Origin of the sequence: Microbacterium sp. NPDC090281, assembly GCF_044769635.1 — a bacterium.
Classification (GTDB): Bacteria; Actinomycetota; Actinomycetes; order Actinomycetales; family Microbacteriaceae; genus Microbacterium.
The window spans coordinates 1,061,259-1,083,912 of sequence record NZ_JBIVYH010000001.1; the positions used below are offsets into that span (position 1 = coordinate 1,061,259).

Consider the following 22,654-nt stretch of genomic DNA (forward strand, 5'->3'; position numbering starts at 1 on the left):
GCTCGCCGTCGGTGTCTTCCTCGGCGCTGCGTTCATCGCGGATGCCCCCGCATCCGCCGCAGACCCCACGCCCACGGTCACGGACATCACCGTGGCTCCGTACGAGGCGTCGAACCCGTTGGTCCCGTCTGCGGCGCTGCCCTTCCTCGCCGTCACTCTCACTGTGGAGCGCGAGCTCCCCGACGCCGGCGACACCTTCGAAGTGCGCACTCCGGCCGGCACCAGAGCCGTCTTGAGCGAAGGGGCATCGATCGTGGATGCAGCGGGATCGGCCCTCGCGGACATCACCGTCACGAAGCAGGGACTCGACGGCGATACGGTCACCGGAACCTTCACCGAGACGGCCGCGAACAGCCGAGAGGTGAGCGGCACCTTCACGTTCTTCCTTCAGATCGTCGGCAGCGGGATCCTCGACGGCGGTGGGGGAACCTACCAGGCCGTGTTCGACGCCGACGGTGTCAGCCACACCGCAGAAATTCACTACGGGATCGCCGTCGACCTCTTCGAGCGCGTCGGCGGGCACTGGGTCCACGGCGCGACCTCATCCTCAGCCGGCAGGTTCGTCGTGCAGGCGAAGGCGGAGGGCGATTCCGCGCTCGCCGCGCAGGGTGGTCAGTGGGTGGCCGCGGGCGCCGATCCGAGCCCGCCGTTCAGCGGATCGACCCCTGACTGCGCCGCCGCGCAGGTGCGGGAGTTCGCAGCCGACCCCGGACCCGTGAACATCCCCGTCGACGGCGGCACCGTTCTCGTCGCCGGATCCGACTACATCCTGAACTGCGACGACTCCCTCGATGGCATCCCGGTCGTGAGCGCCACGATTCCGAATCCGGTCGACGGCGCCTTCTACGTGCTCTCGTCCCCGCGGGAAGCCACGGGTGCCGTGACGTATTTCCCCGGAGACAACCCCGCGGTGCCGGAGGCGGGTCGATACGTCGGCCTGTTCAATACCGTCGGCGCCGTGTCGGATGCTCTTCACGATCCAGCGGGATCGACCCAGACGTCGACTCTGCTGATGTACACCGGACGCAGTGGCGGCATCGGCGTCACCGAGGCTGCGTCGCCGGGACTCGATCTCGACACGGCAGTGGCACCCGCGGTGGGCACGGTGCTGCGCCCGGGCGACCGGGTCGGCTACGAGTTCACGCTCACGAACACCGGGAACGTGCCCCTGACTGATGCGACCCTCACGGCCGATCTGGCGTCGCTGCTGCGTGCGGCGCGCATCGATCGCGCGATCGGAGCGACCAAGGGTGTGGCCGTGCTCGACGGTGAAGTGCTGCGCTGGACGGGCGTGATCGCGCCCGGAGAGAGCGTCACCGTCTCGCTCTCGGCCCTGGTGATCACTGGTGGCAGCGCGATCGTGGTCGACGTCGAGGCCACGAGCCCCGGCGCTCGCGGCGGCGCCGTGCCGGTGGACCATCAGACCTTCACGAGCGACGTCGCCGCCGCCCCGCCGGTCGATATCGACCACGGCAGCCAGGCGCTTCCTCCTGAGCTCGCACGCTCCGGCGGGGGCGGCACAGCTCTCGCGGCCACCGGAATCGCGCTCGCTTTCGCCGGCGTCATGCTCATGCCCCTGAGGCGTGCACGGCGCCCGCTCGCCTGAGGTCGGCTCCGGCGAGCGGTCCCTATAGTTGGGGCATGCAACGGCGCTTCGCTCTGGTCCTCAGCCTTACTGCCCTTCTGCTCCTGACAGGCTGCACATCGGCAGCGGTCGCCGGTGGTGGATCCACCGCTCCGACCAGCGAGGCCACCACGTCGCCGACCGCGGAATCACAGGAGCTGGACGCCGCCGCCCAGCAGGCCCAGGCGTGGTTGGACGCGGCCGTCGTGCCGCCGGGAGCCGTGCGCGTGGTTGACAGCCCCGCCTCCTTCAACTCGTATCAGGGATGGCCGTGCACGCCGGTCGCCGAGCTCGAGGGGTACTGGACCCTCGCAGACTCGACGGTCGCGGCGGTCGCTAACTGGCTGCAGGAGAACCCGCCCGCCGACCTCGTCATCACGACCGGGACCGAGCCGCGGTCGGAAGACGCGAACCTCGACGGGGTGGCCGTCGGCTATATCCCCGCCGATGACTCGCAGCAGGGGATCGTCTACACGGTTGTGAAGTTCGACTCGGGTGTAGCCATACGGGCCGAGGCCGCGGCGCTCAGCGCATCCGCGACGTGTCCTTCGCTCGCCCCCGGCGAGACCTGGGGCAAACCGGGACAGGGCTGAGCGCCTCCGCGGCCGCAAGCATGTTGACGCTCGCTACCCGGCGGGAACGCAGACCGAGGCCGAGGTGAGGTGGATCAGACCGTCGATGCTCGAGGTGTCTTTGATGCCCAACCGTGCGACGGGGAGGCTCTCGCTGTAGCGGATGTCCTCGTGCATCGCCCTGTCCTTCTCGTAGCCGGCCTGGTCCCACACCGCGAGGATCCGCTCGACCGATCGGGCGTTGTCGTCGGTGCGGAACCCGATCTGCACCTCGCGCCGCGTGCCAGGGCCCTCCGAGCACGGCGTCGAGATCATCGACAGTGTGGAGGCGTCCAGCGGCGCGCCCGAGGCATCGACGACCGCTCCCGAGGCGGCCGCGAAGGACTCGCCGATGATCTCCCGCATGTCGCTCTCGACCGTCGGCACGGTCACCGGCTCAGCGGAAGGGCGCATCGGGATCGGATCCGCAAAGGGGTCGGCTCCTGGCTGCAGCCCGCACTGCGGCGTCCGACTGTCGAGAACGGGCAGCGAGACCGACGTCCCCGAACCGGCGGTCACCCCCATGCTCGCGACGGGGCGGTTGACCGCATAGTCGATGGTCAGCGTTCCCCGCTCCTCGGTCACGGCATAGCCGCCCATCGAGAACGGCTGGTAGGCGTTGTCACCCGACGTCATCGCGACCTGGGTGACGATGAACGCGCTGTCCTGCCGGTACACCGTGCCGCTCGACCCCATCAGGAATGCGCGCTCGACGACCACGTACCCGGTGTCGCATCCACCGTGCAGCACAGGCGTCACGTGCACCTCGACGGTCAGGACCGAGGCGAGGCCCGCGAGGGCTCCGGCGCACGAGGCGAGGACGATGCCGATGACCTTCAGCGGCAGCATCCATCGTGGCGCTTCGACGCTCCACAGTCCGACGCAGAGGGCGGCGAACGCGAGGAACACGGACAGGGTCAGCAGGCTGCGCTCATCGAGTGGGCCGATGAGGACGGATGCGGTCCCCGACGATGCGGCCGACACCGTGACCACCCAGAACACGACGGCAGTGGCGAATGCGAACACCCCGCCCGCGACCCATGTGACTGTGCGTCGAGAGGAGCGTGGGGCCGGAGTCACGTCTGAAGCCTAGGCGGCGCCGGGGCTCGAGCCGCGCGATCCCCAGCCGACTCTCGGCTCCCCGGGTCTGTGCGACTCGCCGAGTGCACGGCTTGTCCGCGAGCGCACGGCTTGTCGACACAGGCGTCCGGTGCATTCGGCGACAAGCCGTGCACTCAGCGAGGGTGGGGCGGGGCGAGGGTGGGGGTGGGAGGGGATGGGTGGGGTGGGTCAGCGGCGGACGCGGGCGCGGGTCTTCGCGACGCTCGCGAGGGTGGCGCGTACGGGGGTGCCGAGGTACAGGCCGAGCGAGGCGCCGGATGCCAGGCCGATGCCGATGACCGCGGCGTCGATGAGCGACCCGCCGGCGAGCAGCATGCCGGTGGAGGTGCCGGCGGCGTGGACCATCTCGAGCAGGCCCTGGAACACGGCGACGCCGGGAACCAGGGGCACGATGGCCGCGGTCGTCACGGCGACCGACGGCACATGCAGGTTGCGCGCGATCAGCATGCCGAGGAAGCTCGCGAGCAGCGCGCCGATCGCGCTCGCCGCCGCGGGGTGCAGGTTCAGGGCGATCGATGTCGAGTAGCCCGCGAGGGTGACGGCGCTGAGCAGGGCGCTGACCAGGATGATCCGGATGCCGGCGCCGTTGAACACGGCCACGGCGACCGCGATGATGATCGCCCCGGCGAACTGGTTGACGAGGGGCCCGAACGGCGCGGGATCGTCGGGGAGGTCCATCGTGAACCCCAGGACGCCGCCGAGTTCCAGCCCGACGAGGATGCCGATCACGACGCCGAGGGTCTGCATGGTGAGGTCGAGGATGCGGCCGCCGGCTGTGAGGGCGAAGCCGTCGATCGCATCCTGCGCGGCACCGACCACGGTGAGGCCTGCGAGCATCAGCACGATGCCCGAGGCGACGATGATCGACGGACGGATGCCGACGAACGGCTCGATCCCCGCGGTGCCGAGCGCGGAGACCACCACGGCAACGACCGTGGTCACGAATCCTCCGGCGATCTGACTGAAGAACAGCGGAACGCGAAGGCGGGCGAGGCCGGCCTGGGTCAGAGCGGCGCACAGGGCAGCGACGAAAGTGAGACCGACGATGATCGGTGAGGCGCCGAGCATGATGCTGACACCGACGGCGAGCAGTGCGCGCGCGACGACGACGACCGGCTGCTGATAGCGGAACGGCACGCGCCGGATGGCACGGAAAGTGGAGCGCGCGGATTCGAGGTCGAGACCGTCGTCGATGTCGGCGACCAGAGCCTGCACCCGCTGCAGCTTCGCGTGATCGGGGGCCGCGACCCGCACGACGCGGACCAGCGTCTCCGGCCACACCTCGCCGCTCAAGTGGAACGACACCGTGATCGAGTTGTAGGTGACGTCGACCTGCACGTCTTTCATGCCGTATGCACCGCACACGCGGGTGATGGCGAGCGTGACCTCGTGCGCAGAGGCACCGACGGCGAACATCGACTCCCCGATGCGCGTCGCGAGGTCGAGCACCCGCGGCACCGTTCGCTCGTCGATGACGGGCATGGCCTCGGTGTGCGCGACGGCCGAGGGATCGGTGTGCAGCAGGCGGCGCACCGACGAGAGCAGCGGCCGGCGGGATCTCGCGGACATGTCATCCATTCTCCCGTCCGCGCCGACGATCCGTCGAGCTGAGGCGGGAGGGCGCGTCGGGGTGAGAACCGTCGCCGCAGTCTCAGTCCTCCGCGAAGATCTCGGGGTGCGCGTCGATGAGCTCTGCCTGCTCCCTCCAGGAGAGGCCTGCGATGCTCAACACCACGCGCACGACCGTCGAGTCGGCGTCGGTCGTGGTGAGTCGCAGCTCGCGCAGCGTGGCTCGGGCAGTCTCCTCGATGAGGAACGCGAGCAACTCGGCCGGCATGTCTGCGCGAAACGCCCCCGAGTCGACCCCGGCCTTGGTCAGGTCGCGGATGCGTCGACGCAGCGGTGCGAGAGCGAGCACGGTGTCGGCCAGATGTGCATCGTCGAGAGCGATGTTGGCCGTGGCGCGCACCGCGGAGGCCTCCCGCCACAGACGCGTCGCCATCCGCGCCAGGGTCACCCGGGGATCGGACTCGTCGGTCGTCTCGGCGATCGCGTTGAAGCGCTGAGCGCCGACCGCGATGACCTCGCGCAGCAGGCTGTCACGGTCGGCGAAGTGGCCGTAGACGGCCCGACGGGTGAGGCCGGCGGCCTGGGCGATCACATCCAGCGACGCCGTGGGGTTGGTGGCGAGCATCGACTGCGCCGCACGCAGCAGAGCCTCGCGATTGGCCAGGGCATCGCGTCGACGTCGCGGGTTCGGCGTGGTCACATCGGGTCCTTTCGCGCAGACGCAGGAGTCACGACATCAGTTTGGTCGATGCGAGCGCCTCGACCAGCTTTCGGTTGTAGGTCATCAACGGACGCCTCAGAACCAGCCCGAGGAGCAGCGCCGGAATGATGAACAGTGCGAGCGCGCCCAGCGCCCACCAGAAGTCGGCCTGGTAGACGCCGGCGATCGCCGACCTCACCATGTTCACCGCATAGGTCGCGGGAAGGAAGGGGCTGATGCTCTGGAACCAGTCGGGCAGCAGTTGCAGCGGGTACGCGCCGCCCGAACCCGAGATCTGGATCACGAGGAGCAGCACCGAGAGCGCCTTGCCCGCGTTGCCGAATGCGACCACCGCGGTGTAGACGATGAGCGTGAAGACGGTCGAGATCGCCCACCCGGCCAGGATCAGCAGGAGCGGATGCGCGGGTTGGACCTGCACGAAGAGGATCAGCCCGAGGGTCAGCAGGGTGCTCTGCGCAAGACCGACCAGGCCGAAGATGCCGTACCGGCCGAGGTACTTCTGCGTGGGGGTGAGCTCGGGGCGGTCGGGGAGCGTCTGGGCGTTCACGTCGACGCGGATCGTCACGGTCATCAGCAGTGCGCCCACCCACAGGGCCAGGATCATGTACAGCGGGGCCATGGCCGCACCGAACCCTGCCACGGGGAAGACAGCGGTGCGGTCGAGACGAACGGGCTCGGCGAGCGAGGTGGCGAGCACGCCGGGATCGGCGCCGATCAGCTCGCTGAGATCACCGGTGTCGGCAGCCTTCCCGATCGACTGCTGGACCGCGTCGAAACGGTCGGCCATCGCGTTCAGCGACGCCGACAGCTGCGTCGTGGCCTCCTGCGCCCGCGACAGCGTCGACAGCACGGAATCGGATGCGCCGGACAGACCCGAGGTGATACCGGACAGGTCGGAGCGGATCGCCGACACATCGGAGCCGATCTGCGTGAGCGTCGACGAGAGGGAGTTCAGCTGTGCTTTCAGTCCGTTGTCGTACGTGCTCCGCGCATCCGCGATCGCCTTCTTGGCCTCGGCGATCGCGGCCGTGATCTCCTGGTGGGAGCTCTGCGCCGAATCGTTGCCGGCCGTGATCTCGGTCGCCGCCTTCTGGAGCCGCTCCTGCAGGGCCTGCTGCCGGGCGATCGCCTCGTCGAGTCGGCTGATCACGGCGGCGAAGTCGGGCTGCGCGGATTCCGGAAGGCTCGGTCCGACCTCGGTCACCAGTGTGTTCTTGACCGCGGCGTACTGATCGATCTGCTGCTGCACGCGCTCTGCGAGTGTGGTGATCGCCTGCGCCTGGCTGCCGCTGAGCGAACCCGCCCCGGCGTACAGCTCATCGATGCGCTGCCCGACGGCGTCGTAGCTGCTCGAGGTCGCCTGCAGTGCATCCGCCAGTGACTGCGCCGCCGTCTGCAGGGTCGACTTCAACGTGCCGGCCGCGTCCACCCCGCTGCCGAGCGCCCCCGAAGTGTCCTTGAACGCATCACCGGCCTCGCCGACCAGGGCCGAGGCGCTGTCGAGCAGCGGCCGGCTCGACGCGAGCAGAGCCGTGAACGTGTCGGCCGTGTGCGCTCCGGAGCGCAACTGATCGCCCACGCTTCCGAGCCGCGCCTCGACGCGGGTGAGCGCCGCCTGGGTGTCTTCGTCGGTGAGGTAGTCCGACATCGATGAGATGAGGCCGAGAGCGACGTCGCCGAGCGTTTGGGTGAACGTCTCGCTGATCGCGGCCGAGACCCCTTCCGCACCCTGTCCGGTGATCTTCGGGGCCAGGGCATTCTTCTTCTCGTTCGTGTAGAGCGCGATGTGCGTGCGGTCGCCGCCGTCGGCGTAGAAGGTCAGCATGTCGGCGCTGAACGTCTCCGGCAGGACGATCGCGGCGTAGTACTCGCCTGACTTCGTCCCATCGATCGCGTCGTGCTCGTCGGTGATGACCCAGTCGAGCTGGTCGTTCCCGCGGAGCTGGGAGAGAACCTGCTCGCCGACGTTCACGCGGATCGGGACGAGGTCGCTCTCGTACCCGGCATCGGTGCTCGCGACGGCGATCTTCAGGTCTTTCGTGTTCGCGAACGGATCCCAGCTGGCGATGACGTTGAACCAGGTGAACAGCGACGGGATGACGACGAGACCGAAGAGCACGATGCACGCCATCACGTTCTGGGTCGCGTGACGCACGTCGCGGAGCGTCAGGTGCAGGATGTCCTTCACGCGCGATCCTCCCCTTCTGCTCGTTCTTGTTCCGTTCGTTCGTCTACTTCCGTCCGCTCGTCGTCTGTCCGCCCCTCGTCGTCCGGGGCATGAGGTGCATCGGAGGAGCTCGCGGGGGCGTCCGCCGCCGCGGTGGTCTCAGGCTGCACGGGCTCGGCATCCGGTTCAGCACTGGGGCTCGGCTGCGGCTCGGAAGCGAACCACTCGGTGAGCAGGGCATCGGCCTCGACACCGGCGGCCGGTTCGTCCCGCTCGGCCGCTTCGTCCCGCTCGGCCGGCGCATCCGTCACGTCGGCCTCGATCGAGGCGATCGGGGCGGAGGGGGTCGTGTCGAGCGGTTCGTCCGTCGTGGTGGGGAGGACCGCTGCATGGCCGGCGGGCCCAGCGAGGGCGAGCCGACGCAGCTCGGCGTCGTCGAGAGCGGCGACCTCCTCGCCGTTCTCGAAGCTGTGCTTGACGTACTCGATGGCCACGAGGAATCCGATGACGAGCAGGATCCAGACAGTCCACAGCCCGAGCAGCAGTGCCTTCGAGTTGGGAAGCGCCCACGTGATCACGCCGAGCACGACGAGCCCTGCGACACCCGTGAGCACCGTCGCCTTCAGCAGGGCCGGGTAGCGGTGGGTGAACCGCTCGGCGCGTCGATCGAGGTCTTCGCGGTACTCGTTGCGGTTCGAGAGTGCCCGGATCACGTCGGTGAGCCGGTATCCGTTGCCCACGACCTGCACCTTCTCGCCGATCAACAGGTCGGTCGAGAGCACCTGCCGGTTGAAGAGCTGGGTGAAGTTCGCGAGGCGGCGGCGGAGCACGAGTCCGATGAGGAACGCGAGAGCGACGAACACGGCGAGGGCGCCCAGGAAGCGCCAGTAGTGGCCGCCGTAGAAGCCTCCGATCGTCTCGCGCATCGCGTCGATGCCGTAGGAGAACGGCAGGAGCGGATAGATCGCACGGAAGAATCCGGGCATCAGCTCGATCGGGTACAGACCCGACGCGCCGGGGATCTGCATGATCACGAGCAGGATGCACAGGCCGCGGCCGACGTGTCCGAACGCCACGCAGAGGGCGTAGATGATGCTCACGTATGCGAGGGCGATGAGCACCCCGGTGCCGACGAAGGCTGCGGCGCTGACGGTCTGCACGCCGATGATGAGGTTTCCGATGCACACGATCAGCGCCTGGCCGACGGCGAGGGTCGCGAAGAGGAAGAAGCGGCCGAAGTAGGCCTCGCGCACGGTGACGCCCTCGACGCCCTCGGTGTCGACCTCGACGCGGAAGATCACCATGAGCACGAAGGCGCCGATCCACAGCGAGAGGTTCGTGAAGAGCGCGGCCATCGCCGACCCGTAGGTGTCGACCGGGAACACCAGGTGCTCGTCGACCTCGACGGGGGAGGAGATGAACTGGGCGATCTGCTCCGGCTCCAGGTCGGTCAGGGTGCCCAGCAGTCCCCACTCGGATGCGGCATTGAGCGCGACGACGTCGGTGCGCGATGTCTGCAGGCCCTGTTCGATGCCGGCGAGGTCGCTGTCGAAGCTCGCCAATGCCGACGAAGTGGCCACGAGCTGCGAGTCCAACCCGGCCAGCAGCTGATCGGCCTGCGCGAGCACGCCCTTCTGCGCATCCAGTGCCGCCGAGAACGAACCGACGCTCGCCGACAGCTGCGACATGGCGCTGTTCAGCGAGGGGACGGTGCGCGTCAGGATGTCGCGCATGGCCGATGAGGCATCCCTGGTGTCCTGCATCGCCTGATCGACCGCGTCGGCCGTCGCCTGCACGGAACGCACGGTGTCGGAGGCGCTGGCCTTGAGGCCCTTCAGGTCCGCGAGCAGCTGCTGGTCGGTGGTGTTGCGCTGCTGCAGCGAGGAGATGACCTCGGTCAGGCGCTGCTTCGTGTCGTCGCTGAGGTCGGTGTTGTCGAGGAGTGTCTGCAGCCGGGTGACCGCCGCCTCGTTCGCCTTCAGCACGTTCGAGACGTCGTCGATTCCCGCGTCGATGCGGACGCCTGCCTGTTCGAGGCTCTGGGTGAGACGGGTGATCGAGACGTTCGCCTTCGAGGAGGCGTCGGCGAGCAGCGTCGTGCCCTGGAGGAACGCGGTGGTGGCGCTGTCGGTGAAGGCGATCACCTCCTTCTGCGTCTCGGCGATGATCGACTGCGTCTGAGCGAGCGACTTCTGTACGTCGCCGAGCGTCTCGTCGACCGCGCCCAGCGTGTTCCGCGCAGAGGAGAGCGTGCCGCGGGAGGAGGCGAGCCCGTCCTGGGTCTCGGCGAGGTTCTCGCGCGCCGACGAGAGGGTCTGCGCCGCCTGATCGAAGGCGTTGAGGGTGTTGTCCCTGGCATTCAGCAGTCGCAGCTCGGTCGAGTCGCCGACGTCTTTGAGGGCGTTCGTCGCGGCGAGGGCCACCTGCTCCTTGAAGGCGCTCGTGACCTGCTTGTCGAGCTCGGACGCGCCGACGTCGGTGATCTTCGGCGCGATCGCTCCGGCCTTCTCGTTGACGTAGTACTCCAGCGCCGGCTGGGTGAAGTCGCCGCTCGTGATGCTGAGCAGGTCTTCGCTGAATTGCGCGGGGATGACGATGGCGGCGTAGACGTCGCCCTTCTTGACTGCCTCCTGAGCCTCGCCCTCGCCCATGAAGGTCCAGCCGAGCTGGTCGTTGTCCTCCAGCTGCGCGGTCACCTGCTCGCCGATGTCGATGTGACCGGTGAGGTCGGAGGTGGCGCCCTCGTCGAGATCGACCACCGCCACGCGGATGTTCGCGGTGTTGGCGTAGGGGTCCCAGAACGCGTTGATGTTGAACCATGCGTAGAGGGCCGGGGTGATGAGCACCCCGATGATGATGATCCAGGCTTTGGGTACACGGGAGAGTCTCTTGACGTCGCGCTTGTAGACCCGCCAGCTCTGTTTCACAGAACGAGTTTACACAGTACGTGCACATCAACGTGCAAGTTAGCTGGAAGCGGACGAATGCGTCAGTCCAGGGTCGTGACGGTCATCTCGTTCGTGGCGGTGTCGCACATGGTGAGCTGCCACACGGGCGAGCTGTCTTTCATGACCCGTGCCATCTCGACGATCAGCGGGCTCGGGTACGTCTCGCCCGAGAGCTGGGCAACGCTGTAAGCACTGCTGCCGTTCATCTGCTGTTCCGCCTCGGTGAGCTCGGTCTCACCCGTCGCGATGACCTCCAGTGTGCGGACGTCGACCAGCGACTCCTTGCCGAAGCTCGGATCGTCGACCCGTTCGCCGAACATGTCGAGGCGGGTGTCGGCGCTGCGCAACCGCCACGCGAAGTCGGAGTCGACCCACTCGAGGCGAAGGCCCACGATGGTGCCGCCGATCGCCTCGGACTCCCCCGGCAGGGATTCGAGGAAGTCGGAGGGCCACGACACCTCCGACGGCAGGCACGTGCCCGGGAAGCCGTCGCCGACAGCCGTGGGCGGGCTCGGGATCGTGTTCGTCGCGGAGCACCCGGCACAGGCCAGGATCCCGGCGAGGACGAGCGCACTCGTGCGGAGTCTCGGGGTGCTGGGCATCGATGCCTCCATGGTCGTGTTCGGCGTCGTGTCCGGCCGCGTCGTCACCGGCTTCTGGGATCCTAGCCCGGGGCGGTCGACGATTTCCGGACGGCCGGGGTCAGCGTAGCGGTGTCACCCGCTCCTCGAAGTCGATGTGGTGGCCCTGCTTCGTGCACTCCCCGGTAACTGATCACACACCGGTCTCACACCGATCGCACCCGCTGGTCGATCAGCCCGCGCAGCTCCTCTGCGGTGACGTCGGCGCCGAACGCGGGGTTCCCGGGCTGGAGTGCGGCGCCCTCTGCCAGGCTGTCGAGGACGACGGGGTCGAAGCCGAGCCTGTCGATCACCGCCGCGACCGTGGTGAGGTCGTCGGGGTCGTCGCCCGCGATGGCGATTGCCTTCCGTCCCGGCGCTCCCGTCGGCCGGGCCTCGTCTTCGAGGTCGTGATAACCCATGTGGTTCAGGGCCTTCACGATGCGCGACCCGGGCAGGAAGTCCTGCACCAGCTCGCTGGTCGAGGTGCGTGGATCGCTCAGGTCGTCGCGGATCCCGTCGGTCTCCCACCAGTAGTTCATGGCGTCGAGTACAAGGCTTCCGTGCAGCTGCTCGACCGGGAGCGTCCGGTACTTGCCCAGCGGAAGGGCGAGGATGACGGCGTCCGCCTCGGCCGCTGCATCTTCGGCCGTCACTGCGGTGGCCCCCGGCGCGAAGACGTCGATCGTGAGCGCGATCCGCTCCGGTGCGCCCGAACCGGCGATGAGCACGCGATATCCCGCGGCGAGGGCGAGGCGGGCGATGGTGGTGCCGACCTTGCCCGCGCCGAGGATGCCGATGGTCTCGATGGTGTCGTTCATGACGCTCTCCTTCAGGCGTGGACGGCCTTGCCGTCCTTCGTGATGCGGGCGACACCCGGGTCGGCGAACGCGCCCTCTCCCGGATCCTCGGCGAGCAGTTCGCGCACGCGCGGGGCGACCTTCTCTCCGAAGAGGCGGATGCTGCGCGCGCGCACATCCTTCGGCAGGTGCATGATGTCGTACTTCAGGTCGAACCGGGACAGGCGATTACTCCGGACGGCGGCCGCGAGCTTGTGCGCGACGGTCTCGGGCGATCCGACGTAGAGCGCCCCGGTGTCGACCTCTTCTTCGTACCGCTCGAGCGTCGGCGCGTAGAAGCCGCGCTCCTTGCTCATCTGGGTCACGACCGGCTCCCAGTGCTTCCAGTGCACGTTCTTCGCCTCGTCGTCGGTGTCGGCGATCAGGCCGAGCGAGTGCTGTCCGATCGGGAGCTCGGGGCGCCCGAACTGCTCCAGGGCGCGCAGATACAGGCGGGCGTGGCCGGCGAAGCGCTCGGGGCGTCCGCCGATGATCGCCATCATGAGGGGCAGTCCGTGCTCGGCGGCGCGGATGACCGAGTCGGGGCTGCCGCCGATGCCGATCCATGCGGGGATGCCGCCCTCCGGCATGCGCGGCTGCAGTCGCACGTTCTCCAGCGGACTGCGGTAGGTGCCGCTCCAGGTGACGCGGTCTTCGCGCATCAGGCGCAGGAAAAGGTCGAGCTTCTCCTCGAAGATCTGCTCGTACTCGGCGATGTCATAGCCGAAGAGCGGGAACGACTCGATGGCCGATGCTCGTCCGAGGATGAGCTGGGCGCGTCCGGCGGAGAGCCCGTCGACGGTCGCGAACTCCTGGTACAGCCGCACCGGGTCCTGCGTCGACAGCACGGTGACGGACGAACCCAGGCCGATCGTCGAGGTGGCCTGCGCCGCGGCCGCCAGCACCACGGGGGTCGCGGAGTCCATGTGCCCCTCGCGGTAGTGCTCGCCGATGCTGAACACGTCGAGGCCGACCGATTCGGCCAGCTGCGCCTCTTCCACGAGCAGGCGCAGCGTCTCGGGGTCCGACATGATCCGACCGCCATCGGTCGCCACCTCGCCGAAGGAGTTCAGTCCGAACTCGAGTTCCGTCATCTCCATCACGTTCCTTCTCGACGCCCCCGGTCCATCCGGATTGACGTATCAATAGCTTGTAACCGTAAGATTGACATATCAATTCCCGGGAGGTGTCATGACCGAAGAACGACGTCGTCGCACGCCGACACCCGACCAGCTGCGCATCTGGCGGGACTTCATCGAGACCGGCGAACAGCTGCGCGCACGTCTGGCCGCGCAACTGCAGAACGACTCATCGCTGTCTTCCGGCGACTACCAGGTGCTTCTCGCGTTGAGCGAGGCCGACGGGCACAGCGCGCGCTCCTCCGAGCTGGCGGTCCTCATCGACTGGGAGCGCAGCCGACTGTCGCATCACCTCGGGCGGATGGAGAAGCGCGGTCTCGTGAGGCGCGTCCCGTGCCCCGACGGCGCGCACGGCGTCGACGTACTCCTCACCGATGAGGGAGCAGAGGCGTTCCGGGCGGCGAACGTCCCGCACCTCCGCACCATCCGCGAGCTGTTCGTCGACGCACTCTCGCCCGAGCAGCTCGCCGCAGTCGACGATGTCACCACCTCGCTGCGCCGGCACCTCAGACCAGGCTCCGACGACGCTTCCGAAGAACCGGCATCGGAACAGAGATGATCAGCCGTCGCTCTCCAGGGCGAACGTGTTGCCATCGGGGTCTGCGAACCACGCGATCCGACCTCCGCCGGCTCTCGCCGTGATGCCTCGCGCGTCGTGGGTCAGTCCGTCGTAGTGCAGGAAATCGACGCCGTTCGCCGTGAGCTCGTCGACGACCTGATCCAGGTCCTCGACGTACCAGGTGGCGACGGTGGCCTGCGAGCTGCCTGCGGTCGTCGACTGGTAGACGTGCAACGCCTCGTCGCCGCCTGATCGATAGACACGACTGCCACCCGCGATCCGCGCGCTCGGACCCGACCGCACCACGGGGAGCCGGAGCGTGCCCTCGTAGAACGTCACGGCGCGGTCGATGTCGGACACGGCGACGGAAGCGCGCAACGGGAAGTCGCTCAGAGGCATGGGAGCCACGGTACTACCGGGGGATCCGCGCTGTCAGCGGCTTCGGATCAGAGCGGGGCGTGGGCGGTGGCGATCTGACGGCCGTCGGTGCTCAGCACCGCCATGAGGATGGAGTCGACCCACTCGCCGTCCCAGAACAGGGTCTCCCGCTGACGCCCTTCGTATCGGAACCCGGCCTTCTCGTAGGAGCGCTGGGCGCGGGGGTTGAAGGAGTACACGTCGAGCTCGACCCGGTGCAGTCCGATGCGGTCGAACGCGTGGTCGAGGACGGCGCGGGTGGCCTCGGTGCCGAAGCCGCGACCGAGGCGGCCGGGATTGAGTGCGATGCGAAAGTTCATCGACGCGTCGTCGTCATCCAGCTCGTTGAGCACGATCTCGCCGACGTACCCCTCGGTCGCGAGGTCGATGATCGCCCAGTCCGCACGATCGTCCCTGGCCGCGAGGGATTCCAAGTGCCGCACGACCGCCTCGCGGGTGAAGGTCTGACGTGTGCCCGTGAGTCGCAGCGTCTCCTCGTCGAACAGGCCTTCCCACACGCCGTCGAGATGCGCGATGCCCAGGGGCTCGAGCCGAAGACGCGGGGTCGACAGTGTGGTGACGGACGTGAGCGCGGAGGCGTCCACCGCCGGCGCGATCATGCTCAGGCGCCCTCGAAGACCGGGCTGAGGAAGCGGCGCTCGTAGCGGCGGATGCACTGCGTCCGGCGCGCGAAGTCGAACGCCTCGATGCACTCAGGGTCTGTCTTCGAGGCGGTGCGGTACACCTCGTACTCCGCCAGGGAGGGGAACGTGAACAAGGCGAACGCCTCGTCGCTGTCACCCTCGCTCGGCAGGAAGTAGCCGTGATGGGTGCCGCCGTGCTTCGCCACGAGTCGGATCCAGGTGCGGCCGTATTCGGTGAAATCGTCGAGCTTGTCGGGGTCGATCTCGTAGCGCAGGTGAACGGTGATCATGCGGATGATCTTCCCAGATCAGACCGCCCGCCGCGGAATACGGACACTACGCTGAGTCGCGTGACGAACTCGCGCGACATGGTCCACATCCCCGGCGGCACGTTCCTGATGGGCTCGGACGACTTCTATCCGGATGAGCGGCCGGCCCACCAGCGTGAGGTCGCGTCGTTCCACATCGACCGCTACCAGGTGACGAACGAGCAGTACGCCGAGTTCGTCGACGCGACCGGGTACGTGACGGTCGCCGAGCGCCAGCTCGATCCCGACGCTTTCCCCGGTGCCGATCCCGCAGACCTCGTGCCGGGAGCGATGGTCTTCACCCCGACCTCAGGGCCGACGAACCTGGGCGACTGGCGCAACTGGTGGCGCTGGCAGCCGGGTGCGTTCTGGCGCCGGCCGTTCGGACCCGACTCGTCGATCGACGACCGGCTGCAGCATCCGGTCGTGCACATCGCGTTCGAGGACGCGGTGGCCTACGCCGACTGGGTGGGGATGCGGTTGCCCACCGAAGCCGAGCACGAGTACGCGGCCCGCGGGGGAGTGGATGGTGCCCCGTTCGCCTGGGGGGATGAGGCATACCCGGACGGCGTCGCGCAGGCGAACTCGTGGTTGGGACGCTTCCCCTACGACAACCAGGGCGTGGGCGGCACGGCTCCGGTCGGCTCGTACCCTCCGAACGGCTACGGCCTCTACGACATGATCGCGAACGTCTGGGAGTGGACGACCGACTTCTACACCCCGCGGCACATCCGCCTCTCCGACACTCCCGTCGACGCCGGCAAGCGCACGAACCTGCTCGCCGCCGCCAGCGCCCAGGAGGGATTCCCCGACATCCCGCGCCGCGTGCTCAAGGGCGGGTCGCACCTCTGTTCGCCCGACTACTGCCTGCGCTTCCGTCCGGCCGCGCGCTCGCCGCAGGCCGAGGACACCGGAATGTCGCACATCGGGTTCCGCCTCACCCGCTCCGAGTGAGGCTCCCTGGGCTTCTGCGTAGGGAACTGTTTGGCTTCGACCGAGGGCATTCGCCCCATCTCACCGGTTGACGCAAGGAGCCACCCATGGCAGACAAGCCCAACATCCTCATCATCTGGGGCGATGACATCGGCATCAGCAACCTGAGCACGTACTCCGACGGTCTCATGGGCTATCGAACGCCGAACATCGATCGGATCGCCGATGAGGGCGTGAAGTTCACCGACTACTACGGCGAGCAGAGTTGCACGGCCGGCCGCGCGGCCTTCATCACCGGACAGAACCCGTACCGCACCGGACTCACCAAGGTGGGGATGCCCGGGGCGAAGCTGGGCTTGCAGCCCGAGGATCCCACCATCGCCGATGCGCTCAAGCATCACGGCTACGCCACCGGGCAGTTCGGCAAGAACCACCTCGGTGACCGCGACGAGCATCTGCCGACCGCGCACGGGTTCGACGAGTTCTTCGGAAACCTCTACCACCTCAATGCCGAGGAGGAGCCGGAGCATCCCGACTATCCCACCGATGAGGAGTTCCCCGGTTTCAGCGAGAAGTTCCGTCCGCGCGGCGTGCTCCACACCTGGGCGAACGCCGACGGAACTCAGCGCATCGAGGACACCGGACCGCTGACGAAGAAGAGGATGGAGACGGTCGACGAGGAGTTCCGCGACGCCGCGTCCGACTTCATCCGCAAACAGGCCGACGACGACACCCCGTTCTTCGTCTGGTTCAACTCGACGCACATGCACTTCCGCACCCACACCAAGGAGGAGAGCAAGGGGCGCGCCGGACGCTGGCAGTCGGAGTACCACGACACGATGCTCGACCACGACGACGTGGTGGGAAGCCTGCTCGATCTGCTCGACGAGCTCGGGCTGGCCGAGAACACGATCGTCATGTACTCCACCGACAACGGCCCGCACATGAACAGCTGGCCGGATGCCGGCATGACGCCGTTCCGCAACGAGAAGAACTCCAACTGGGAGGGTGCATATCGCGTGCCGGCGATGGTCCGCTGGCCAGGCCACATCCCGGCGGGGACGACCCTCAACGGCATCGTCAGCCACAACGACTGGTTCGTGACGCTGCTCGCGGCAGTCGGAGACGGCGACATCGCCGAGCGTCTGAAGGCGGGGACCGAACTGCACGGGACCGAGTTCAAGGTGCATCTCGACGGGAACAACCAACTCGACTACATCACCGGGGCCGTCGAAGAGAGCGCACGTCGACACTTCTTCTACGTCTCGGACGACGGCGACCTCACCGGGCTCCGCTTCGACAACTGGAAGCTCGTGTTCCTCGAGCAGCGCGCCGTGGGCACGCTGCTCGTCTGGCAGGAGCCCTACATCGAGTTGCGTTTCCCGAAGCTGTTCAACCTCCGCACCGATCCCTATGAGCGGGCGGACATCACCTCGAACACGTACTGGGATTGGGTCATCGACCGCATCTTCCTGTTCGTGCCGGCGCAGGCGTACGTCGCCCGGATGCTGCAGAGCCTCGTGGAGTTCCCCGCGCGGCAGGAGTCGGCGTCGTTCACGATCAACCAGGTGATGGCGAAGCTGGATTCGACTACCGGCAGCTCCTGATCCACCGCTGTCCTGAGCCCGAGCACCGAGCCCGTCGCCGTCTGCGGTGACGGGCTCGGTGCGGTCCGAGTGGGATACTCGTGATCCGGCGTGCGCCCGCCAAGGAGACGGGCTGAGGCTGTACGCAGACCATGGGAGGGGATGCAAAAGCATGGATCACGCGCGTGCGGGACGGGGGATATCAGCCGTGCTCGCGGCCTGCGTGCTTCTGCTCGCGCTGGCCGGCTGTGCGTCGGGTGATGCGGTGCAGGGTTCGTTCGAGCGCGAGTTCGGTGACGATCCTGCGGTCGTCCGGCTGGATCTGTCCACCGCGGACAACATGCCGTTCACAGGCGGAGTCGGGGGTACGGTCACTGTTCGCGATGAGCTCGACGAGGAACAGCTGCGTGGGCTCGTGGGCCGGATCGTGTCTTTTCGTGGAGACACGGCGGGAGACGAGGACGAGTCGCGTGTGAGGATCGACGTCGTGGTGAGCGACTGGACCTTCCCTGTCCTCGCGACCCAGGAGTCCAGCGCTGCCGTGCTTGATGCCGTCTTCGAGCTTCGCGGGGATCCACGGGTGCGCTCCGGGACATTCATCTCGACCGACTACCAAAACGACCTCGACCACGTGACCCTCATCGCGGCTTCCACGTCGGAGATCGCTGGTCTGATCCTCGACGCACCGGCCATCGCCACGGCAGCGGGTAAGACGCCGTCGATCACCGTGAGGTCCCCCGAAGATGGGGGCAGCGCCGTCGAGGTGTCGGGACGGCTGGGGGCATGGGCCTCGGACGCGGTTCGCGCGTACGAGACTCTGCGGGCACAGGTCCCCGTCACCGCGTTCCGGGCAGAGGAGGCGGCTGTGAGCGTCACCCTCGCCGATGAGGGCGACGTCGACGCAGCGCGAACGATCGTCGCGGAGATTCTCGATCCGACGTCGACGACCGTGTTCTATCAGAGCAACCTGGTCACGCTGTCGCCGGGGGCGAACGGGAACGAGGCGCGGGGGATTTTGGACGAGCTGGACGAGCGCGCCCGCGCGAGCGTCGCGTCGGTGTGGACGGACGACCGCTCCCTCACTCTCACCGCCACATCGGTCGGAGCCGTCGAGCACTTGGCGGGTGCTGTCTCGCGCAGCTCGGGCGCTGCCGAGGTTCCGGTCAGGATCGCGGTTGGACAGGGTGACGACACCGTGTTCCGGCTGGCGTCCTCCGCAGGCGACCTGCGGGGTGATACGGAGACCGCGATGAGACTCATGCGCACGGACGGCGTTGCGGCCGTACGCGTGAACCCCGGCATAGTTCTTGAGGTGGATTTCGATTCCGCTCCCTCTGAGCGCGTTCTCGTGGGCACGGCCGCACCTCTCAAGGCGCTGTCCGAGTTCGATGAGCGGCTCTGCATCACCTGGCCCGCTGGCTCCTTCTGTACGCGGACGGCCCAGGTCATCGACGCGAGCGATCTCGGCGAGATGCCGGGCGGGCGCGCGTTCGCTGATGCGTGGAACGCCGCCCCCTGAGCGGGATCTTCCTGCTCGTGCCGGCTCGGGCGGTAGCTCGGAAGCCGACCGCGCTCAGCTGCGGGGAGGGCCGGACGATCGGCGGACGATGAGTTCGTGGGCCGTGGTGATGGTCCTCGCCTCGTCGCTCGCGGGGCGGAGGATCAGGGAGACGGCGTGCTGGCCCATCTCGAACATCGGGATCCGCGCGGTGGTGAGCGCCGGGGCGACATCCGCGGCGACGGCGATGTCATCGAAACCCACGACGGACATCTCGTCGGGCACGCTGATCCCGTGCTGGCGCAGCTCGCTGAGGATGCCGATCGCCATCGCGTCGTTGAGGCCGACGATGGCGGTGACATCGCGGTCGAGGAGTTCGCGCGCGCCCTCGATGCCGCCTTCGCGGGTGAACTCCCGCGAAACGACGGTCAGTTCCACGTCGGTGTCGTTCGTGCCCTCCCGGAGGCCCGCGATGCGGTCGGCGACCGTGTTGAGATCGAGTGGACCGGCGACGACCCCGATCCGGCGGTGTCCCAGCTCTGCGAGGTGTCGTCCGACGGAGACGCCCGCACGGTGGTTGTCGGGCAGCACGGCATCGACCGGCAGGTGGTGTCGGCCGATGACCGCGGCGCGGCCTCCGGCCAGGGTGAAGTTGAGGAGCGCCTCGGTCATGCCCTGCTCGCGACCCGGATCGGCGTACCCCGAACCGGCGATGATGATCGACCCCACGCGCTGACGCAGCAGCGACTTCACCTGCGCGAGCTCGCTGTCGGGGGTGCGGTCGGCCTGAGCGATCTGCACCGACCGGTTCTCGAGCGCTGCGCTGCGGATCACACCGCTCGCGATGTCGGAGAAGTAGGGGTCGCCGATCTCGTGCACCACGAGGCCGATCGTCGGCACGAGCCCGCCGGCGAGTCCTCGCGCGTGCATGTTGGGTTCGTATCCGAGCTGCGTCGCGATCCCGCGGACGTGCGCCGCCACTTCCGGCGAGATGCCGGAGCCGCCGGTCATCGCCCGAGACGCACTCGCGAGGGAGACCCCTGCAGCTTCGGCCACATCGATGAGTCGTGGCGCACCTTCACGCTTCACGAAACCTCCCCCATGGAGCAAGATCAACGCTGATTGCGCTGTAGGTTGCTCTTCGTTCTTCGGTCCCACTATAGTGGCGGAAGCGCTTACGAAAGCGCTTTCGCTACGATGACGTAGGAGACTCGGATGACTGCACCCAGATACGGTCGACGGATCGCTGCAGCGATCGGAACGCTGTCGATCGCCGCGCTCACGGTTTCGGCCTGTTCGGCCACCGGCGACCAGGCCGAGGGAGGTGGCTCCGACGATCCGATCGTCATCGGCATCTCGCTGCCGCTCACGGGCGACTTCTCCGAACCGGGCAAGGGAGTCGAGCGAGGCTACGAGGCGTGGCGCGACATCGTCAACGAGAACGGCGGATTGCTGGGCCGACAGGTCGAGCTGAAGATCCTCGACGACCAGTCCAACGCCGACCGGGTCGTCTCCGACTACGAGTCGCTGATCGCGCAGGACGGTGTCGACCTCGTGTTCGGTCCGTTCTCCACCCGCCTCGTCGTCCCCTCCGCCCGCGTCGCGCAGGAGTACGGCATGCTGTTCGTCGAGCCGGCGGGCGCCGCGGAAGAGGTCTTCGAACAGGGCTTCGACAACCTCTTCTACGCCGCACCCGCGATCGCGAACGACCACTACAACAACCTCGCGGACTACCTGCTCGCGCTGCCGGAGGGCGAGCGCCCCGAGACGGCTGCTGTCGCCTCGATGGACGACCCGTTCGCCCAGGGCACGGCCTACGGTCTCAGGGACAAGCTGGAGGACGCCGGCGTCGAGATCCTCGTGAACGAGGTCTACCCGCCGAACACCACCGACTTCTCCACGATCGCGGCCAAGATCGCGCAGTCGAACGCCGACATCGTGATCGGCGGCACGCAGTATCAGGATGCCGTCAACCTGATCATCGCGCTCCAGCAGCTCAACTATCAGCCGGAGCTCGCGGCCTTCTCCACCGCTCCGACCAACCCCGAGTTCGCCGCAGCCATCGGCGGTGCGACCGAGGGCATCCTCGCCCCGACCGGATACTCGCCGAAGTCGCAGTTCCCCAGCAACGTCGAGTTCGTCGAGAAGTACACCGAGATGCACGGCAACCCGCCGTCGGAAGACGAGGCCAACGCCTACACGACCGGTCAGGTCGTCGCGGCGGCCGTCGAGGCCGTGGGCTGCGCCGAGCAGGGTGAATGCCAGCAGGAGCTCATCGACTGGCTGCGCGACAACGAGGTCGAGACCGTCGTCGGACCCCTCAGCTGGGACGAGACCGGCAAGCCCGCGGGCGCCCACCTCATCCAGCAGTGGATCGACGGCGAGATCCTGATCGTCCTCCCCGAGGACGTCAAGGAAGCCGACTTCCTCTTCCCGAAGCCGACGTGGTGATCTGCACGTGAGCGGAGCACTGCTGCTGCAAAGCCTGATCCTCGGCATCCTGCTGGGAGGGCTCTACGCCCTCCTGGCGGCCGGGCTCACGCTGTACTTCGGAATCATGCGCGTCGTCATGATCGCGCACTCGGCCTTCCTCATCCTCGCCGCCTACCTCGCGTGGTGGTTCAACCGGGAGACGGGCATCGATCCGCTCGTCTCGCTCATCGTCACGGTGCCGCTGTTCTTCCTGACGGGCGTCGTGATGCAGCGGCTGCTCGTCTCGAGGCTCAAGCCGCTGACGCTGACCATGATGTCGGTGCTGCTCACGTTTGCGGTGGCATTGATCATCGAGGGGGCGCTCGGGTTCTTCTTCACCGGGACCCAGCGACGCATCCCGCTGCCGTACGCCAGCGCCAGTCTCGACTTCTTCGGCGCGCAGGTGCCGGTGGTCAAGCTCATCGCGTTCGGTCTCGCGGCCGTGGCCCTCGCGCTCCTGTTCGTGCTGCTCAAGTACACGAAGTTCGGTCAGGCGCTGCGGGCGACCATCCAGCATCCCGAAGCCGCGCGGCTCGTCGGCATCAACACCGACCGTGTCGCCGGCTACGGGTTCGGGCTCGGACTCGCGACGGCCGCGATCGGCGGCACGGCGCTCTCGCTCGACGCCACCATCTATCCCTCCCTGCACTGGCACTGGATCGGACCGCTCATGGCGATCATCGTCGTCGGCGGCCTCGGCAGCATCCCCGGTGCCGCCATCGCGGCTCTCATCCTGGGCGTCGCGCAGAGCCTGCTCCAGCTTCCGCTGGGGCCGACCTGGGCGCAGACGGTCTTCTACGTCGCCCTCTTCGCCACGCTCATGTTCCGTCCGCAAGGTTTCTTCGGAGGTCGTCTTGCCCAGCGTTTCTAGCAGAGA

Annotated in this window: 20 protein-coding genes; 8 read left to right on the plus strand and 12 right to left on the minus strand. The window is 67.9% G+C overall.

Going from position 1 to position 22,654, the window contains the following annotated elements; all coding sequences use genetic code 11:
* The first annotated feature begins 91 nt into the window (after positions 1–91).
* Together ACIQTX_RS05065 and ACIQTX_RS05070 are read left to right on the plus strand one after the other, a co-directional pair.
* Positions 92–1,606, plus strand: a complete 1,515-nt coding sequence (locus tag ACIQTX_RS05065) for a hypothetical protein (protein WP_402969698.1) — start codon at positions 92–94, stop codon at positions 1,604–1,606.
* A gap of 35 nt (positions 1,607–1,641) precedes the next feature.
* Positions 1,642–2,217: a hypothetical protein gene (locus tag ACIQTX_RS05070; protein WP_402969700.1), complete on the plus strand. Its 576-nt coding sequence runs from the start codon at positions 1,642–1,644 to the stop codon at positions 2,215–2,217.
* A gap of 33 nt (positions 2,218–2,250) precedes the next feature.
* Here ACIQTX_RS05070 and ACIQTX_RS05075 read toward each other — a convergent pair whose 3' ends face one another.
* The 8 genes from ACIQTX_RS05075 to ACIQTX_RS05110 form a co-directional block, all read right to left on the minus strand.
* The gene (locus ACIQTX_RS05075) at positions 2,251–3,315 is read right to left on the minus strand and encodes a hypothetical protein (protein ID WP_402969703.1); all 1,065 of its coding nucleotides are present in this window, start codon (positions 3,313–3,315) and stop codon (positions 2,251–2,253) included.
* A gap of 210 nt (positions 3,316–3,525) precedes the next feature.
* A complete protein-coding gene (locus ACIQTX_RS05080) occupies positions 3,526–4,926 on the minus strand; it encodes a threonine/serine exporter ThrE family protein (RefSeq protein WP_402969706.1) in 1,401 nt (466 codons plus the stop codon).
* 82 nt (positions 4,927–5,008) lie between these two features.
* Positions 5,009–5,626: a TetR/AcrR family transcriptional regulator gene (locus tag ACIQTX_RS05085; protein ID WP_028502649.1), complete on the minus strand. Its 618-nt coding sequence runs from the start codon at positions 5,624–5,626 to the stop codon at positions 5,009–5,011.
* Between the two features lie 28 nt (positions 5,627–5,654).
* Complete coding sequence (locus tag ACIQTX_RS05090; RefSeq protein ID WP_402969709.1) at positions 5,655–7,835, minus strand: YhgE/Pip family protein; 2,181 nt, start codon at positions 7,833–7,835, stop codon at positions 5,655–5,657.
* Positions 7,832–10,741, minus strand: a complete 2,910-nt coding sequence (locus ACIQTX_RS05095) for a YhgE/Pip family protein (protein ID WP_402969712.1) — start codon at positions 10,739–10,741, stop codon at positions 7,832–7,834. The genes ACIQTX_RS05090 and ACIQTX_RS05095 overlap by 4 nt, the downstream gene beginning before the upstream one ends.
* 62 nt (positions 10,742–10,803) lie before the next feature.
* Positions 10,804–11,412, minus strand: a complete 609-nt coding sequence (locus tag ACIQTX_RS05100) for a hypothetical protein (protein ID WP_402969715.1) — start codon at positions 11,410–11,412, stop codon at positions 10,804–10,806.
* 137 nt (positions 11,413–11,549) lie between these two features.
* The gene (locus ACIQTX_RS05105) at positions 11,550–12,203 is read right to left on the minus strand and encodes an NADPH-dependent F420 reductase (RefSeq protein ID WP_402969717.1); all 654 of its coding nucleotides are present in this window, start codon (positions 12,201–12,203) and stop codon (positions 11,550–11,552) included.
* Positions 12,204–12,214: 11 nt separating this feature from the next.
* Positions 12,215–13,321 (minus strand): LLM class flavin-dependent oxidoreductase, encoded by a 1,107-nt coding sequence (locus ACIQTX_RS05110; protein ID WP_402969720.1) that lies wholly within the window; start codon positions 13,319–13,321, stop codon positions 12,215–12,217.
* 91 nt (positions 13,322–13,412) lie between these two features.
* Here ACIQTX_RS05110 and ACIQTX_RS05115 point away from each other — a divergent pair, with 91 nt between their 5' ends.
* Positions 13,413–13,919, plus strand: a complete 507-nt coding sequence (locus ACIQTX_RS05115; protein ID WP_402969723.1) for a MarR family winged helix-turn-helix transcriptional regulator — start codon at positions 13,413–13,415, stop codon at positions 13,917–13,919.
* Here ACIQTX_RS05115 and ACIQTX_RS05120 read toward each other — a convergent pair whose 3' ends face one another.
* The 3 genes from ACIQTX_RS05120 to ACIQTX_RS05130 are packed head-to-tail and all read right to left on the minus strand — an operon-like array spanning position 13,920 to position 15,270.
* A complete protein-coding gene (locus ACIQTX_RS05120; RefSeq protein ID WP_402969726.1) occupies positions 13,920–14,318 on the minus strand; it encodes a VOC family protein in 399 nt (132 codons plus the stop codon). It abuts the gene before it with no gap.
* Between the two features lie 47 nt (positions 14,319–14,365).
* Positions 14,366–14,956 (minus strand): GNAT family N-acetyltransferase, encoded by a 591-nt coding sequence (locus ACIQTX_RS05125; protein ID WP_402969729.1) that lies wholly within the window; start codon positions 14,954–14,956, stop codon positions 14,366–14,368.
* A gap of 2 nt (positions 14,957–14,958) precedes the next feature.
* Complete coding sequence (locus ACIQTX_RS05130; protein ID WP_105528552.1) at positions 14,959–15,270, minus strand: NIPSNAP family protein; 312 nt, start codon at positions 15,268–15,270, stop codon at positions 14,959–14,961.
* A gap of 78 nt (positions 15,271–15,348) precedes the next feature.
* Here ACIQTX_RS05130 and ACIQTX_RS05135 point away from each other — a divergent pair, with 78 nt between their 5' ends.
* From ACIQTX_RS05135 to ACIQTX_RS05145, 3 genes are all read left to right on the plus strand, one after another.
* Positions 15,349–16,242 carry a formylglycine-generating enzyme family protein gene (locus tag ACIQTX_RS05135; RefSeq protein WP_402972965.1) on the plus strand — a complete coding sequence of 298 codons (894 nt, stop codon included), beginning with the start codon at positions 15,349–15,351 and terminating at the stop codon, positions 16,240–16,242.
* Between the two features lie 86 nt (positions 16,243–16,328).
* Complete coding sequence (locus ACIQTX_RS05140; RefSeq protein WP_402969733.1) at positions 16,329–17,828, plus strand: arylsulfatase; 1,500 nt, start codon at positions 16,329–16,331, stop codon at positions 17,826–17,828.
* A gap of 151 nt (positions 17,829–17,979) precedes the next feature.
* Entirely contained in the window at positions 17,980–19,326 is a 1,347-nt protein-coding gene (locus tag ACIQTX_RS05145; protein WP_402969736.1) for a hypothetical protein, read from the plus strand.
* Between the two features lie 54 nt (positions 19,327–19,380).
* On the opposite strand, the gene ACIQTX_RS05150 is transcribed toward ACIQTX_RS05145, so the two are convergent.
* Positions 19,381–20,394: a LacI family DNA-binding transcriptional regulator gene (locus ACIQTX_RS05150; RefSeq protein ID WP_028502639.1), complete on the minus strand. Its 1,014-nt coding sequence runs from the start codon at positions 20,392–20,394 to the stop codon at positions 19,381–19,383.
* A 126-nt stretch (positions 20,395–20,520) separates the two neighbouring features.
* Between ACIQTX_RS05150 and ACIQTX_RS05155 the strand changes: the two genes are divergently transcribed.
* Both ACIQTX_RS05155 and ACIQTX_RS05160 read left to right on the plus strand, forming a co-directional pair.
* The gene (locus ACIQTX_RS05155) at positions 20,521–21,756 is read left to right on the plus strand and encodes an amino acid ABC transporter substrate-binding protein (protein WP_181157079.1); all 1,236 of its coding nucleotides are present in this window, start codon (positions 20,521–20,523) and stop codon (positions 21,754–21,756) included.
* A gap of 7 nt (positions 21,757–21,763) precedes the next feature.
* Positions 21,764–22,648, plus strand: coding sequence for a branched-chain amino acid ABC transporter permease (locus tag ACIQTX_RS05160; protein ID WP_105528557.1), 885 nt, complete (start codon positions 21,764–21,766; stop codon positions 22,646–22,648).
* Positions 22,649–22,654 lie beyond the last annotated feature (6 nt).

Coding starts and splice junctions, on each gene's coding strand:
- ACIQTX_RS05110 (WP_402969720.1), bottom strand. CDS start 13,321: ATGGAGATGACGGAACTCGAGTTCGGACTGAACTCCTTCGGCGAGGTG.
- ACIQTX_RS05135 (WP_402972965.1), top strand. CDS start 15,349: ATGGTCCACATCCCCGGCGGCACGTTCCTGATGGGCTCGGACGACTTC.
- ACIQTX_RS05140 (WP_402969733.1), top strand. CDS start 16,329: ATGGCAGACAAGCCCAACATCCTCATCATCTGGGGCGATGACATCGGC.
- ACIQTX_RS05080 (WP_402969706.1), bottom strand. CDS start 4,926: ATGTCCGCGAGATCCCGCCGGCCGCTGCTCTCGTCGGTGCGCCGCCTG.
- ACIQTX_RS05115 (WP_402969723.1), top strand. CDS start 13,413: ATGACCGAAGAACGACGTCGTCGCACGCCGACACCCGACCAGCTGCGC.
- ACIQTX_RS05125 (WP_402969729.1), bottom strand. CDS start 14,956: ATGATCGCGCCGGCGGTGGACGCCTCCGCGCTCACGTCCGTCACCACA.
- ACIQTX_RS05145 (WP_402969736.1), top strand. CDS start 17,980: ATGGATCACGCGCGTGCGGGACGGGGGATATCAGCCGTGCTCGCGGCC.
- ACIQTX_RS05105 (WP_402969717.1), bottom strand. CDS start 12,203: ATGAACGACACCATCGAGACCATCGGCATCCTCGGCGCGGGCAAGGTC.
- ACIQTX_RS05155 (WP_181157079.1), top strand. CDS start 20,521: ATGACTGCACCCAGATACGGTCGACGGATCGCTGCAGCGATCGGAACG.
- ACIQTX_RS05130 (WP_105528552.1), bottom strand. CDS start 15,270: ATGATCACCGTTCACCTGCGCTACGAGATCGACCCCGACAAGCTCGAC.
- ACIQTX_RS05120 (WP_402969726.1), bottom strand. CDS start 14,318: ATGCCTCTGAGCGACTTCCCGTTGCGCGCTTCCGTCGCCGTGTCCGAC.
- ACIQTX_RS05070 (WP_402969700.1), top strand. CDS start 1,642: ATGCAACGGCGCTTCGCTCTGGTCCTCAGCCTTACTGCCCTTCTGCTC.